This is a genomic window from Streptomyces sp. NPDC005483 (assembly GCF_040606035.1).
Lineage (GTDB): Bacteria > Actinomycetota > Actinomycetes > Streptomycetales > Streptomycetaceae > Streptomyces.
In genome coordinates this window covers 34,830-47,904 of record NZ_JBEXEA010000027.1, presented here as the reverse complement: position 1 = coordinate 47,904, position 13,075 = coordinate 34,830, and the positions used below count along the sequence as shown (strand labels likewise).

The 13,075-nt window shown below is 69.6% G+C and carries 14 protein-coding genes; 9 read left to right on the top strand and 5 right to left on the bottom strand.

The window, feature by feature from the left end; all coding sequences use genetic code 11:
• The first annotated feature begins 27 nt into the window (after positions 1 to 27).
• Together ABZT06_RS37240 and ABZT06_RS37235 are read left to right on the top strand one after the other, a co-directional pair.
• Entirely contained in the window at positions 28 to 609 is a 582-nt protein-coding gene (locus tag ABZT06_RS37240) for a sigma-70 family RNA polymerase sigma factor (RefSeq protein WP_355751542.1), read from the top strand.
• A gap of 34 nt (positions 610 to 643) precedes the next feature.
• Positions 644 to 1,642, top strand: coding sequence for a maleylpyruvate isomerase family mycothiol-dependent enzyme (locus ABZT06_RS37235; protein WP_355751540.1), 999 nt, complete (start codon positions 644 to 646; stop codon positions 1,640 to 1,642).
• A gap of 111 nt (positions 1,643 to 1,753) precedes the next feature.
• On the opposite strand, the gene thpD is transcribed toward ABZT06_RS37235, so the two are convergent.
• From thpD to ABZT06_RS37210, 5 genes are all read right to left on the bottom strand, one after another.
• Positions 1,754 to 2,644, bottom strand: a complete 891-nt coding sequence (thpD, locus tag ABZT06_RS37230; protein WP_355751538.1) for an ectoine hydroxylase — start codon at positions 2,642 to 2,644, stop codon at positions 1,754 to 1,756.
• A gap of 8 nt (positions 2,645 to 2,652) precedes the next feature.
• Entirely contained in the window at positions 2,653 to 3,063 is a 411-nt protein-coding gene (locus tag ABZT06_RS37225) for an ectoine synthase (protein ID WP_307032434.1), read from the bottom strand.
• A gap of 49 nt (positions 3,064 to 3,112) precedes the next feature.
• On the bottom strand, positions 3,113 to 4,384 hold the full coding sequence (gene ectB, locus ABZT06_RS37220; RefSeq protein ID WP_355751535.1) for a diaminobutyrate--2-oxoglutarate transaminase: 1,272 nt from the start codon (positions 4,382 to 4,384) through the stop codon (positions 3,113 to 3,115).
• A gap of 30 nt (positions 4,385 to 4,414) precedes the next feature.
• Positions 4,415 to 4,942: a diaminobutyrate acetyltransferase gene (ectA, locus tag ABZT06_RS37215; protein WP_355751533.1), complete on the bottom strand. Its 528-nt coding sequence runs from the start codon at positions 4,940 to 4,942 to the stop codon at positions 4,415 to 4,417.
• Positions 4,943 to 5,390: 448 nt separating this feature from the next.
• On the bottom strand, positions 5,391 to 6,491 hold the full coding sequence (locus ABZT06_RS37210; RefSeq protein WP_355751531.1) for an aminotransferase class V-fold PLP-dependent enzyme: 1,101 nt from the start codon (positions 6,489 to 6,491) through the stop codon (positions 5,391 to 5,393).
• Positions 6,492 to 6,666: 175 nt separating this feature from the next.
• Between ABZT06_RS37210 and ABZT06_RS37205 the strand changes: the two genes are divergently transcribed.
• From ABZT06_RS37205 to ABZT06_RS37175, 7 genes are all read left to right on the top strand, one after another.
• Complete coding sequence (locus ABZT06_RS37205; RefSeq protein WP_355751529.1) at positions 6,667 to 7,518, top strand: transporter substrate-binding domain-containing protein; 852 nt, start codon at positions 6,667 to 6,669, stop codon at positions 7,516 to 7,518.
• The gene (locus ABZT06_RS37200; RefSeq protein WP_355751527.1) at positions 7,515 to 8,348 is read left to right on the top strand and encodes an amino acid ABC transporter permease; all 834 of its coding nucleotides are present in this window, start codon (positions 7,515 to 7,517) and stop codon (positions 8,346 to 8,348) included. Before ABZT06_RS37205 ends, ABZT06_RS37200 begins: the two co-directional genes overlap by 4 nt.
• Entirely contained in the window at positions 8,345 to 9,163 is an 819-nt protein-coding gene (locus ABZT06_RS37195; RefSeq protein ID WP_355751525.1) for an amino acid ABC transporter ATP-binding protein, read from the top strand. Before ABZT06_RS37200 ends, ABZT06_RS37195 begins: the two co-directional genes overlap by 4 nt.
• A 376-nt stretch (positions 9,164 to 9,539) precedes the next feature.
• On the top strand, positions 9,540 to 10,631 hold the full coding sequence (locus ABZT06_RS37190) for an amidohydrolase family protein (RefSeq protein WP_355751523.1): 1,092 nt from the start codon (positions 9,540 to 9,542) through the stop codon (positions 10,629 to 10,631).
• A gap of 113 nt (positions 10,632 to 10,744) precedes the next feature.
• Positions 10,745 to 10,978, top strand: coding sequence for a hypothetical protein (locus ABZT06_RS37185; RefSeq protein ID WP_355751521.1), 234 nt, complete (start codon positions 10,745 to 10,747; stop codon positions 10,976 to 10,978).
• Between the two features lie 327 nt (positions 10,979 to 11,305).
• Positions 11,306 to 12,160, top strand: a complete 855-nt coding sequence (locus ABZT06_RS37180) for an ABC transporter permease subunit (protein WP_355751653.1) — start codon at positions 11,306 to 11,308, stop codon at positions 12,158 to 12,160.
• A complete protein-coding gene (locus tag ABZT06_RS37175) occupies positions 12,157 to 13,044 on the top strand; it encodes a carbohydrate ABC transporter permease (protein WP_355751520.1) in 888 nt (295 codons plus the stop codon). The genes ABZT06_RS37180 and ABZT06_RS37175 overlap by 4 nt, the downstream gene beginning before the upstream one ends.
• Positions 13,045 to 13,075 lie beyond the last annotated feature (31 nt).

The window sequence follows — 13,075 nt, the reverse complement described above, 5'->3', positions numbered from 1 at the left end:
GTGGAGTCCACGGACGGGACGACGTCCATGCAGCGACTCGCAGACGCGGAGCTGCACCGGCGGCTGGTGTACGGCGAGGAGTCCGCGCTGGCCGAGGCGTTCGGGGCGTACGGCGGGCTGGTGCAGGCGGTCGCGATGCGCGTGACCGGCAGCAGGGCCGCGGCCGACGACGTCGCGCAGGAGGTCTTCGCGCAGCTGTGGAGCAGACCGTACGCCTTCGACGCGCGCCGGGGCAGCCTGCGCACCTGGCTGTCGCTGCTCGCCCACCGGCGGGCTGTGGACTGGGTGCGCGGCGAGGCCCGGCACCGCAAGGACGCCCGCGCCGACGACCTCGCGCTGCACGGCATCCCGGACGCCTCGCCCGGACCCGCCGAGTCGGTCGTCGACCGGGAGCGCTCCCTCCAGCTGCACACCGCCCTCGCCGAACTCCCGCAGCCGCAACGGGACGTGGTGCACCTCGCCTACTTCGCGGGCCGCACCTACCGGCAGGCCGCGGTCGAGCTGGGCATCCCCGAGGGCACCGCGAAGACCCGGCTGCGCACCGCGCTGCGCAGCCTGGCGGAGACTTTGGCGGACCCACCCGACCCGGCGTGGGAAGAGCGCGCATGATGGCGGCAGGGGAACACGGGGAAGGGGGCGAGCGGTGACCGATCACGACGACGTACGCGACCTGCTGGCCGCCTGGGCCTTCGGTGCCCTGGAACCGGCCGAGGAGCGGCTGGTCCCGCCCCACCTGGCCGAGTGCGACAGCTGCGCCGCGGAGGCGGAACGGCTGCGCGAGACCGTACGACTGCTGGACGGACCGCCGCTCGACGAGCCGCGGTCCCCCCTCGACGACCTTCTGACCGGCGCCCTCCGCGCCCGTCCCGCCCCTCCCCCCGTGGCTCGGCACGCCGCGCCCTACGCGGCCGCCGTCGCCGGGCTGCAGGCGCTGCTGCCCGAGATGGCGGGGCGCTGGACGACGCCCGTCGTGCACGACTGGGACGTGCACGCCACCGTCGCCCATCTGCTCGCCGCGGACGAGCACCTGGCCCTGAGGCTCGGGATCGACGCCCGGGTGCCGGGTGCGAGGATCGACGAGGCCGCCGACTGGGGGGAACTCTGGGAGCGGCGTACCGCCGAGGTGATCGCCCACGAGTACGGCCGTACGCCCGGGGAGACCGTCGCCGACTGGTCCGCGCAGGCGACCGACCTGCTCGGCACCCGGCACGCCCGTGACCCCGAACTCGCCGCCGGCACCACGCTGTCGATGGGCATCCGGCTGCCCGTCACCGAACACTTCCTGGTGCGCGCCTTCGAGGCGTGGATCCACACCGACGACATCGGCCACGCGCTGGGCCTGACCGTACCGCCGCCGCCCGAGGAGCACCTGGGGCGGCTCGTCAGGCTGGCCGTCCGCATCCTCGGCGGAGCCCTCGGGGCCGAGGCGCCGCCCGTGCTGTTCGCGGTCAGGGGCGGCGAGGAGTGGGTCCTGGGCTCGCAGAGCGACCCCGTGGCCGCCGAACTCACCCTGGACGCCGTGGACTTCTGTCTGCTCGTGGGCGGCCGGTACGCGCCGGACATCGTCCCCCGGGAAACGACGGGCGACGCGGCCGCCGTACGGAACGTACTGGAGCGGGCCGCGTCGCTGTCGTGGCTGTGAGGGTCACCCCCAAAGGGTCACCCCGGCGGGTCACTTCACCGGCGTGAAGTCCCTCGCGCCGATGCTGCATTCTCCGGGGGGACAACCCCCGGACCCCCGGCCGGGATCAAGCTACCGGACTGGAGTGAAATCCCTTGCTCCGATGAACGTCGGCCGCCGGATGGGCGCCGCGAACGGCTCCACGGCCTGGTTCTCCACGCTGTTGAACACGATGAACACGTTGCTGCGCGGGAACGGCGTGATGTTGTCGCCGGAGCCGTGCATGCAGTTGCAGTCGAACCAGGTCGCCGAGCCGGCCTTGCCGGTGAACAGCTTGATGCCGTACTCCGACGCCATCTCCGTCAGCGCCTCGTCCGAGGGCGTGCCCGCGTCCTGCATCTGCAGCGACTGCTTGTAGTTGTCCTTCGGGGTGGCACCCGCGCACCCGAGGAAGGTGCGGTGCGACCCCGGCATGATCATGAGGCCGCCGTTGGTGTCGTAGTTCTCGGTCAGCGCGATCGAGACGGACACCGTGCGCATGTTGGGCAGGCCGTCCTCGGCGTGCCAGGTCTCGAAGTCGGAGTGCCAGTAGAAGCCGCTGGCCCCGAAACCGGGCTTGACGTTGATCCGCGACTGGTGGACGTAGACGTCCGAGCCGAGGATCTGCCGCGCCCGGCCGACGACCCGCTCGTCGCGCACCAGATTCGCGAACACCTCGCTGATCTTGTGCACCTCGAAGACCGAGCGGATCTCCTTGGACTTCGGCTCGATGATCGAGCGCTCGTCCGCGCGGATCTCCGGGTCGGTGACGAGCCGCTCCAACTCGCGCTGGTAGACGGGGACTTCGTCGGGGCCGATGAGCTGGTCGACGGCGAGGAAGCCGTCGCGCTCGAACGCCTCCAGCTCGCCGGTGGCGATCGGTCCCGGATCGCCGGGCGCCGACCAGACGACCGGGTCCTTGCGGGGGACGGACACCTCGGTGGCGCCGCGGCTGGGGTAGAGATCGGTGACGGTGGTGGTCATGGGTGCGGTCACACCTCCTCGGACTCGGGTTCGGTGAGCAGCGGGTAGACGCCGTTCTCGTCGTGGTCCTCCCGGCCGGTCACGGGCGGGTTGAACACGCAGATGCAGCGGAAGTCCTCCTTGACCCGCAGCGTGTGCCGCTCGTGACCGTCCAGGAGGTACATGGTCCCCGGCGTGATCGAGTGCGTCAGCCCGCTCTCGTGGTCGGTCAGCTCGGCCTCGCCCTCGACGCAGACGACGGCCTCGATGTGGTTCGCGTACCACATCGACGTCTCCGTACCCGCGTACAGGATCGTCTCGTGCAGCGAGAAGCCGACCCGCTCCTTGGCGAGCACGATGCGTTTGCTCTCCCAGGTGCCGGACGCGGCCTTCACATGCCGGTCGGTGCCTTCGATGTCCTTGAACGAGCGGACGATCACGGTGTCGCGATGCCTCCTATGTAGACGGTGATGTGCTGCGGAAGGTGGTTCAGACGGTTTCCCGGACGGCGCGGGCGAGGATGCTCAGCCCCTCGTCCAGTTCCTCGGGGGTGATCGTGAGCGCCGGAAGCAGCTTCACGACCTCGCTCTCGGGGCCCGACGTCTCGATGAGCAGCCCGAGTTCGAAGGCCCGGTGCGCCACCTTGCCCGCGCGGGCCTTGTCGTGGAACTCCAGGCCCCACACCAGCCCGCGCCCGCGGTACTCCTTGATGTCAGCCAGGTTCTCCTCGGTGATGGAGATGAGCCCCTGCTCGACCTGCTCGCCGCGCTGCCGGGTCTGCTTCTCCATCGCGGAACCGTCCGCCCAGTACTGCTCCAGGGTGGCGGTGGCCGTGACGAAGGCCGGGTTGTTGCCGCGGAAGGTGCCGTTGTGCTCGCCGGGCTCCCAGATGTCCAGCTCGGGCTTGAACAGGCAGAGCGACATGGGCAGTCCGTAGCCGCTGATCGACTTCGAGACGGTGACGATGTCGGGCGTGATGCCCGCCTCCTCGAACGAGAAGAAGGCCCCCGTCCGCCCGCAGCCCATCTGGATGTCGTCGACGATGAGCAGCATGTCCTGCCGCTCGCACAGCGCGGCGAGCGCCTGCAGCCACTCCTTGCGGGCCACGTTGATGCCGCCCTCGCCCTGCACGGTCTCCACGATGACGGCGGCGGGCTTGTTGAGGCCCGAGCCCTGGTCCTCCAGGAGCCGCTCGAACCACAGGAAGTCCTCGACGGTGCCGTCGAAGTAGTTGTCGAACGGCATCGGCGTGCCGTGCACCAGCGGTACACCGGCGCCGGCCCGCTTGAAGGCGTTGCCGGTGACGGCGAGGGAGCCCAGCGACATCCCGTGGAAGGCGTTGGTGAAGGACACGATGGCCTCGCGCCCCTTGACCTTACGGGCCAGCTTGAGCGCCGACTCCACGGCGTTGGTCCCCGTCGGGCCGGGGAACATGACCTTGTACGGCAGGTCACGCGGGCGCAGCACCAGGTCCTGGAAGGTCTGCAGGAAGGTGCGCTTGGCGGTGGTCGACATGTCGAGCCCGTGCGTGACGCCGTCGCGCTCCAGATAGTCGATCAACGCCCGTTTCAGCACGGGGTTGTTGTGGCCGTAGTTCAGTGAACCGGCGCCGGCGAAGAAGTCGAGGTACGCGTGGCCGTCCTCGTCGTACATGCGGCTGCCCTGCGCGCGGTCGAAGACGGTGGGCCAGCTGCGGCAGTAGCTGCGCACCTCGGACTCGACGGTCTCGAAGACGCTGAGGTCGGGCTGGGTGATGGTCACGACGAATCGCTCCTCGGGGTGCGTGGGGGGTCAGGCGGAGGAAGTGGCGGAAGCGGGGGAGAGGGGCCCGATCCGGTAGAGCACTTCGGGGTCGTGCGGCCCGTCGGGGAACAGGCTCGCGTCGAACAGCACCTCGCGCTCCAGACGGGCGCCACGGCGTTCGGCGAACGCCGTGAACAGCCGCTCGGAGGCGGTGTTGCCCGGCGTGATGGTGGTCTCGACGGTGGTCAGCCCGCGCTCGGCGGCGAGCCGCGCGGTCAGTCCGTCGAGCAGGGCGGCGGCGAGGCCGCGGCCGCGGTACGCCGAGTCCACCGCCACCTGCCAGACGAGAAGGGTGCCGGGTCGGTCCGGGCGGACGTACCCGGTGACGAAGCCGATCGGCTCCCCTTGCTCGTTCCGTGCCACCGCCGACGTGGCGGCGAAGTCGCGGCACCACAGCAGATAGCTGTACGACGAGTTCAGGTCGAGGACCTCGGAGTCGCGGGCGATCCGCCACAGTGCGGCTCCGTCCGCGACCGTCGGCCGGTCGATTTGCAGGTCTGCTTGTGCGGCAGTCATGCGAATTGAATTTACCGAGGGAAATTGAAAATTGCATCGCCGGATGGGGTTACGTACAGGCGCTCGGTGTGTTATCACGCGGGCGCGCGCCGACGCGCAAGAAGTGACCATTATGTACGATTACGCCCAGCAAATAACGGGCAAATGGATCACGATGTGTAACGCGTCACAAGCATGTAACCCCCACGAGATCCCCCCGAATTCAGCCGCTTCGCGTTCGCAGAATCTTCGCGTTTAGGATGTGGGAAAGCGGGCAGGAGAATACGGGAAGCTAAGCTCCGATAAACTCTGGAATTACCCCGTGAATTATGCACCGGTAACCCTGCCGATGCGTTTACGCAAGAACTCCGCTCACGGTGTGCGCCCTTCAGGGGCGCGGGGAACTGCGCGACAAGCCACGACGGTGCCACAGTCGGGAGCGGACCGTCGTGTCGCTGTCCGGGAGCACTCAGTGCCAGGCCTCGTCCGCGGCGCGCAACGCACCCTCCACGTCCACCGCGAGCCCCTTCTCGCCGAGCGCCGCGCCCAGCGCCGCCAGGCAGGCCCGCACGGCCCCGCGCGTCGCGTCCACTCCGTAGTGGTTGACCCGGATCATCTCGCCGGCCAGCGCACCCCCACCCGCGGCCAGCGGCAGCGCGGGGTCGGAGGACAGGGCCCGGGCGACGAGCTCCGACGCCACCACGCCGGACGGCGAACGCAGTGTCGTGGCGACCGGCGCGGCCTCGTGGTCGGCGTGCACATACGGCTCCAGGCCCCCGCCCAGGGCCCGCGCCCCCGCCCGGGTCGCCGCGGCGGCGACCCGGTGCCGGCCCATCACCGTCTCGAGACCGTCTGCCTCGATCCGCTCGACGCACGCCTCCAGCGCCAGCATCTCCAGCTGCGCCGGAGCGTGCAGCAGGACCTTGCGGCCGCCGTCGATCCAGCGCTCCTTCCAGTCGAGGAGGGACAGGTACGACCGGCGCGGCGCCCTCGGGTTCGCCGCCATCCGCGCCCACGCCCGCTCGCTCACCGACACCGCCGACACACCCGCGGGCCCGCCCATCGCCTTCTGCGCCCCGATCACGCACAGGTCCACACCCCACGCGTCCGGCAGCACCGGCTCGGCCCCCACGGAGGCGACCGCGTCCAGGTAGAACAGCGCCCCGTGCCGCCGTACGACCTCTCCGATCTCCGCGACCGGGTTGGTGTTGCCGGTCGCCGCCTCCGCGTGCACCAGCGACACGAAGTCGATCGCCGGGTGCTCCTCGAGCGCCGCGGAGATCTGCTCGGCCGTCACCGCCGTGTGGAACGGCACCGCGAGGTCGATCACCGTCGCACCGCAGTCCCGCAGCCAGTTGCCGAAGGTCTGCCCGTACGGCCCGGTGATGACGTTCAGCGCGGTCGTGCCCGGACCCGCGGTCCCCCGGATCGCCCCCTCCAGGGGCAGCAGCGCCTCGCCCTGCATGATCACGACGTCCTGCTCGGTGCGCAGCAGCCGCGCCACGCGGTCCTCGATCGAGGCGAACTGCGCCGCGCCGAGCGGAGCCAGGTCCAGGAAGGGGTGCGTCACGACGGTGCTCTCTTCGTTCTCCGGGGTAGACGTGAACGAGCGTAACCGTTCCCGATCAACGTCCGACGACCGGCGACTTCTTAGGCTGAACGGCCTCGCAACCATCGGAAAGGTTTGAGAGACTCAAACCTTTCCTTATAATCGGAACCCACAGTTCCCCCACAGGAGGCCTTCCGTGAACACCCTCTCCGGGCGCCGGACCCGCGTCCTAGCCGCCACCACCGCGACGGCCGGACTCCTGCTCGTCGCTGCCTGTACCTCCAGCGACGACGGCGGCAGCGGTTCGAAGACCGCCGCGGGCGGGGTCGAACTGGTCAAGGGCGGTCAGCTCACCACCTGCACCCACCTGCCGTATCCGCCGTTCCAGTCGGAGATCGACGGCAAGGTCCAGGGCTTCGACGTCTCGCTCATCGACCTGGTCGCCAAGGACCTGGGCGTGAAGCAGGAGATCCTCGACACCCCCTTCGAGAACTTCAAGACCGGCGCGTTCCTCAACTCCGGCGAGTGCGACCTGGCCGCGGCCGGCATGACCATCACCGATGAGCGCAAGAAGAACGTCGACTTCTCGGACCCCTACTTCGACGCCACCCAGGCCCTCCTGGTCGCCAAGGACAGCGGGATCTCCTCGCTCGCCGACGCCAAGGCGAAGAAGGTCAAGCTCGGTGCCCAGGCGCAGACCACCGGTGAGGACTACGTCAAGGCCCAGGGCTTCGACCCGGTCTCCTTCGAGTCCTCCGACGCCGTGCTCAACGGTCTGCGCTCCGGCCAGGTCAAGGCCGTCGTCATCGACTACCCGGTCGTCCAGGGCTGGCTCAAGGACAAGGCCAACGCGGACGCCTTCCAGGTCGCCGACAACATCAACACCGGTGAGCAGTACGGCTTCACGGTGAAGAAGGGCAACACCAAGCTGCGGACCGCCATCAACAAGGCGCTCTCGGACGCCAAGGCCGACGGCACCTACAAGAAGCTCTACGAGAAGTGGATCGGCCCGTACGAGGCGTCGGTCGCCTCTCCCGCCGCCTCATGACCGCGGCGGACGCGCGACTCCAGCCTCGCAAGAAGGGCCTGACCAGGCGTCAGAAGCGCAGCCTGTCCCGCGGCGTCCAGTACGCCGTCTTCCTCGCCGTCGTGATCGCCTTCGCGGTCTCGGCGGACTGGGGGCGGCTGAAGAACCAGTTCGCGCAGGCGGACATCGCCGGCCAGATGTTCCCCGACGTCATCACGCTGGCGCTGAAGAACACCGTGCTCTACACGCTGTCCGGCTTCGTCGTCGGACTCGTCCTCGGCATGGTCATAGCGCTCATGCGGCTGTCCTCGGTGGGCCCGTACCGCTGGTTCGCCGGTGTCTACATCGAGATCTTCCGCGGCCTGCCCGCGCTGCTGATCTTCATCTTCATCGGCGTGGCCGTACCGCTCGCGTTCCCCGGCACGGAGATCATCGGCGGCACCTACGGCAAGGTCGCCCTCGCGCTCGGCCTGGTGGCGGCGGCCTACATGGCGGAGACGATCCGCGCGGGCATCCAGGCGGTGCCCAAGGGGCAGATGGAGGCGGCCCGTTCACTGGGCTTCTCACCGGCCCGCGCGATGATCTCCATCGTGATCCCGCAGGCGTTCCGGATCATCCTCCCGCCGCTGACCAACGAACTCGTCCTGCTCTTCAAGGACTCCTCCCTGGTGCTGTTCCTCGGCGTCACCCTGGAGGAGCGCGAACTGTCCAAGTACGGCCGCGACCTGGCCAGCACGACCGCCAACTCGACGCCGATCCTCGTCGCGGGCCTGTGCTACCTGCTGGTGACGATCCCGCTCGGGTTCGTGGTCCGCCGTATGGAGGCCAAGGCCCAGGAGGCCGTGAAATGACCGTTGAGGCGAGCCGGCCGGAGATCGAAGTACGCGGCCTGCACAAGTCGTTCGGCACCAACGAGGTCCTCAAGGGCATCGACCTGGAGATCGGCCAGGGCGAGGTCGTCTGCGTGATCGGCCCCTCGGGCTCGGGCAAGTCGACCCTGCTGCGGTGCGTGAACCTCCTGGAGGAGCCGACCAAGGGCCAGGTCTTCGTCGGCGGCACCGAACTCACCGACCCCGACGTCGACATCGACGCCGTACGCCGCCGTATCGGCATGGTCTTCCAGCAGTTCAACCTGTTCCCGCACCTCACGGTGACCGAGAACCTCACGCTGCCGCAGCGCAGGGTCCTCAGGCGGGACAAGGCGCAGGCCGCGCGGGTGGCCGCCGAGAACCTGGAGCGGGTGGGCCTCGCCGAGAAGGCGGACGCCTATCCCGCCTCCCTGTCCGGCGGACAGCAGCAGCGCGTCGCGATCGCGCGGTCCCTGTCCATGGGCCCCGAGGTGATGCTCTTCGACGAGCCGACCTCGGCCCTCGACCCGGAGCTGGTGGGAGACGTGCTCGCGGTCATGCGGATGCTCGCCCAGGAGGGCATGACGATGATGGTCGTCACCCACGAGATGACCTTCGCCCGCGAGGTCGCCGACCGGGTCGTCTTCATGGACGACGGAGTGATCGTCGAGGACGGCACCCCGGCCCAGGTCATCGCCAACCCCAGCCATGACCGCACCCGCCACTTCCTCTCCCGCCTCCTCGACCCGGCGATGGCCGACGTGGAGGAGAACGGCAGCGGGAAGGGCACCGGAGGGGACACCGGACAGGGCACCTGAAAGGGACGTACGTTCCCACCGGAGGGGCTCGGCCCTGTGGATGGTGCCGGGGCCGAGCAGCGGGGACCGTGGTAGGACACCGCGGCGCCGGGTGCGGGTAGCCGCGGGGCCCGTGCCTGGCCGCCCTCGATGCACGGCACGCGACGCCGGGTCTGCTGGACACCTGGGGCACAGTCCGCTTCGAGGTCACCGCCGGCACCGACCGCCCCACCCGCGGCGTGGACGTCTTGGCGAGCCCCTGGAGCGGGGTATCGCGTCACTGGCCGCACAAGCGCCCCCGGCGTCGAGGCGGCGGTCCTCCTCGACGTCCACCAGTCCGCCTTCGAGGGCCCACCACTCTGGGAGACGTGACCCCCGGCTGGCTAGGGTGCGGTGCATGAGCGATCGCGCGGTGCTGCACGTGAAGGGCCGGATCCTGGTCGGCCCGGAGGACGTACGGGACGAGCTGTGGGTGGTCGACGGGCGGATCTCCTACGACCGTCCCGTCGCCGCCCGTGACATCCGTACGGTGTCGGGCTGGGCGCTGCCCGGTCTGGTGGACGCGCACTGCCACGTGGGCCTGGGCGCGCACGGCCCGGTCGACCAGGACGTGGCCGAGAAGCAGGCGCTGGCCGACCGGGAGGCCGGCACCCTCCTGATCCGCGACGCCGGATCGCCCTCCGACACCCGCTGGGTGGACGACCGCGAGGACCTCCCGAAGATCATCAGGGCCGGCCGGCACATCGCCCGCACCCGCCGCTACATCAGGAACTACGCCTGGGAGATCGAGCCCGAGGAGCTCGTCGCGTACGTCGCCCAGGAGGCCCGCCGGGGTGACGGCTGGGTCAAGCTGGTCGGTGACTGGATCGACCGCGAGGCGGGCGACCTGGCCCCGAGCTGGCCGCGGGAGGCGGTCGAGGCGGCCATCGCGGAGGCCCACCGCCTCGGCGCCCGCGTCACCGCGCACTGCTTCGCCGAGAACTCCCTGCAGGACCTGGTCGAGGCGGGCATCGACTGCGTCGAACACGCCACCGGCCTCACGGACGACCTGATCCCCCTCTTCGCCGAGCGGGGCGTCGCGATCGTCCCCACCCTGGTCAACATCGCGACCTTCCCGAAGCTGGCGGACGGCGGCGAGTCCAAGTTCCCCCGCTGGTCGGCCCACATGCGCCGGCTCCACGAACGCCGCTACGACACCGTCCGGGGCGCCTACGACGCCGGCATCCCGGTCTACGTCGGCACGGACGCGGGCGGCACCCTCCCGCACGGCCTGGTGGCGGCGGAGGTCGAGGAACTGGTGACGGCCGGAATCCCCCCGCTGGACGCGCTGTCGGCGACCACATGGGGTGCCCGGAACTGGCTGGGGCGGCCCGGGTTGGAGGAGGGAGCGCCCGCGGACCTGGTGGTGTACGAACAGGACCCCCGCACGGACGTACGCGCACTGGCCGCCCCGCTCCAGGTCGTGCTCAACGGCCGGGTGGTGGAGTAGGCACTGCGCGCGGGCGGGTTCGAAAGCGTGCACGGATGCGCCCCGTGATCGTGTGAACTCCCGGCGGATCGCTGTCGCTGGGGGTCCCACCCGTCGGCGAGTGGCTGCACCGCGTGGTGCTCGCGAGCGGCGTCCTGCTCGCCGCGCGCTTCCTGGTGGGCGCGACCCTCCCCTGGGCCTGCTGGACCTCTCGGACAGGTCCTCAGCCGGGCCGTCAGGCGCTCCAGGCGCTCCACGCCATCGGCGAGGACTTCTTCATCCCGTTCGTCGCCGGTATGGGCCTGATGCTCCTGGCCGCCGGCCTGGCCACCGTCCGCGCCAACACTCGCCGCTGCCCCGCTGGCTGAGCTGTGCCGCGCTCGTCCTCGGCGTCCTGGTCTTCATCCCCTGGGTCGGCTTCTTCGCCTTCATGCTCGCGGGCGTGCGGGTGATCATCGCGAGCGTCCTCCTGGCCCGCCGCCTCCGCACCGGCCTGAAGCCATGAGAGCGTTTTCACTCCCGGGCGCCCCCTGTCGCAATGCTTTGACCTGCCCCAACTTCCCATCTTTGTCAGAACTGTTGACCCACGAATGAAAGCGCTTTAACTTCCTCTTCGATCTGACCCACCAGGAAGAGGGAGAGCCTTGGCAGTCGTCCGACGAAAACGCTTCCAGAGCAGAACCCTTTTCCTGCTGATGCTGCCCGGCCTCGCCTACTTCCTGCTCTTCCACTACGGCGCGCTGGTCGGCAACGTCATCGCGTTCAAGGAGTACGTCCCCTTCGACGGCCTGTGGGGCAGCCCCTGGACCGGACTCGGCAACTTCCGGCGGATGTTCGAGGACACCGCGTTCTGGGACGCGGTGGTCAACACCGTGTGGATCGCCGTCCTCCAGCTCGTGTTCTACTTCCCGGTCCCGCTCGGCCTCGCCCTGCTGCTGCACAGCCTCACCTGGAGCAGCGTCCGGCGGTTCGTCCAGTCGGTCGCCTATCTCCCGCACTTCATCTCGTGGGTGATCGTCGTCGCCCTCTTCCAGCAGCTGCTCGGCGACACCGGACTGCTCAACTCCGGCCTGGACGGCATGGGGTTGCACAGCGTCGACATCATCGGCAACCCCGACGCCTTCAAGCCGCTCGTCGTCGCCCAGGTCATCTGGAAGGACGCCGGCTGGGGCACGATCATCTTCCTCGCCGCCCTCGCCCAGGTCGACGAGCAGCAGTACGAGGCCGCCGCGATCGACGGGGCGGGCCCCTGGCGGCGCTTCTGGCACGTCACCCTGCCCGCCATCCGGCCGGTGATCGTGCTGCTGCTGATCATGCGGCTCGGTGACATCCTCTCCGTCGGCTTCGAGCAGATGCTGCTCCAGCGCGACGCGGTCGGCCCCGAGGCCTCCGAGATCATCGACACCTTCGTCTACTACCAGGGCATCGTCGGCGGCGACTACGGATTCGCCGCCGCCGCGGGCCTGTTCAAGGGCGTCGTCGGCGCCCTCCTCGTCTACGCCGCCAACAAGGTCGCCCACCGCCTCGGCGAACAGGGGGTCTACAAGTGAGTGACCGGACCCGTCCGGGATGGATGGAGAAACCGAGGCCGGTGACCCAGGCCGGCAAGGCGCTCGCCCTCGCCGTGGTCGTCCTGCTGGTCTGCGTGCCGTTCCTCGTCATCGTGTCGACCTCGCTCGCCTCCACCGAGGAGGTCGTGGCCAACGGCGGCTGGGTCCTGTGGCCGACGAACCCGTCGTTGAAGGCCTACCGCGACATCCTCGACGGCGGCATCGTCACCCACGCCCTCGGGGTCAGCATCGGTGTCACGGTGGTGGGAACCCTGCTGAGCCTCCTGTGCACGGTCACCCTCGCCTACGCCCTCGCCCGCCCCGGCGTCTTCGGCGGCCGCCCGGTGCTCCTCCTGGTCCTGTTCACGTTCCTCTTCCCGCCCGGCATGATCCCGAGCTTCCTGCTGGTCAAGGAGCTGGGCCTGCTGGACAGTTACGCCTCGCTGGTGCTGCCCGTACTGGTGAATGTCTTCAACCTGGTCGTCCTGCGCGGGTTCTTCCAGGGCATCCCCGACGAGCTGTACGAGGCCGCGCGCCTCGACGGCGCGGGGGACTGGCGGGTGCTCGTCTCCGTCGTACTGCCGCTGTCCAAGGCCGCGTTGGCCGTCGTGGGCCTCTTCTACGCGGTGGCCTACTGGAACTCCTGGTTCTACGCCTCGCTCTACCTGGAGAGCGACCACTGGCCCCTCCAACAGGTGCTGCGCACCTACGTGGTGGCCGGTTCCGGGCTCACCGACGCCACCACCGGCGAGGGCACCGTCACCGCCCCGCAGACCGTGCAGATGGCGGTCCTCGTGATCGCCACCGTGCCGATCCTGCTGGTCTACCCCTTCCTGCAGAAGTACTTCACCAAGGGCGTGCTCACCGGCGCCATCAAGAGCTGACCCGAGCTCACACAAGCCGACACGAGGTGAT